General features: G+C 57.8%; 1 protein-coding gene. It reads right to left on the bottom strand.

All coding sequences use genetic code 11. The annotated features are described in order from the left end of the window. Window positions 1-60: 60 nt before the first annotated feature. A complete protein-coding gene (locus tag AC1MEK_RS29810) occupies window positions 61-1320 on the bottom strand; it encodes an IS256 family transposase (RefSeq protein WP_480399841.1) in 1260 nt (419 codons plus the stop codon). Window positions 1321-1373: the final 53 nt, after the last annotated feature.

Raw genomic sequence — 1373 nt, 5'->3', positions numbered from 1 at the left:
GGGACTGTCAGATTTTTTGTGTGCGGGCGATTAACGCCCGTCACCTGACGGACAGTGAAATCACCAGGTTGGCCTGATGAAACGATCGCCGTAAAGGATCGCAAACTGATTCATCGCACCTTTCCAATCATTGGCCGCTCGCCCCCAATCCGTTGTGATGTTCCGTAATGCTAGCCAGATCAGCTTGGTCGCCGCATCGTCGTTAGGGAAGTGCCCACGTGTCTTGATGATCTTGCGTAGCTGAGCATTGATGCTCTCGATGGCATTTGTGGTGTAGATCACTTTGCGTATGGCCTGCGGGAACGCGAAGAACGGTATCACCCGATCCCAGGCCCTGCGCCAAGCCGCAACGATGGTAGGGTACTGTTTGCCCCAGGTGCCGGCCTCGAAATCGTTCAGAGCCTGTTCTGCAGCTTCTGCATTCAAGGCCTGGTAAATGGGCTTGAGCGCTCTGGCCAAGGCCTTACGCTTATCCCACGAAACATAATCCAGGCTGTTTCGGATCAGATGGACGATGCAGGTCTGCAGGGTCGTTTCGGAATACACGGCAGCCAGTGCTTCGGGCATGCCCTTCAGGCCATCGGTGACGGCAATCAGCACGTCCTCAACGCCTCGGTTGCGCAGGTCGTTGAACACCTTTAGCCAGAACTTGGCGCCTTCAGTGTTCTCGATCCAAATGCCTAGGATGTCCCGAGTACCGTCGGGCAACACGCCCAAAGCAAGGTAAATCGCCTTGTTACGCACCATGCCTTCGTCGCGGATCTTGACCCGCAGGGCATCGAAGAAAATCACCGGATACATCGGTTCCAGAGGGCGCTGCTGCCAGGCCCCCACCTCTTCCATCACCGCGTCGGTCACCGAACTGATGAAGTCGTGGGAAACGTCAGTGCCGTACTGTTCACGCAGGAAAGCGCTGATCTCTCGCACCGTCATGCCGCGGGCGTACATCGCGATGATCTTGTCGTCAAAGCCAGTGAAACGGCGCTCGTGCTTGGGGATCAGGATCGGGGCAAAACTGCCGTCGCGGTCACGTGGAATGTCCAGCTTCAGAGGGCCGTCGTCGGTCAGCACGGTCTTGCCGCTGGAGCCGTTACGCTGGTTCTCGCTGCCCTCAGGGCGCTCTTCACCGGGCGCGTAGCCCAAGTGGTGGCCGAGCTCCGCACCCAGTGCGCGCTCGACCAACGCTTTCTTGAAGGCCATCGAGATGTCTTGAATCGCCTCGGCGGTCATCGGGCCGCTGACGAACTGTTCAACCAGCTCTTTGGGGATGGACGGCAGGTCTTTTTTGGCCTTGGGGGCCGGGGTCTTTTTGCTAGGCATGGCATGCACCTTAAACGCATGTTAGGCCCGAACACAAAATTTCTGACAGTCCC

Source organism: Pseudomonas sp. 2 (assembly GCF_056627435.1).
The sequence above is the reverse complement of the archived record's forward strand: the minus strand, read 5'-3'. Positions and strand labels throughout refer to the sequence as shown.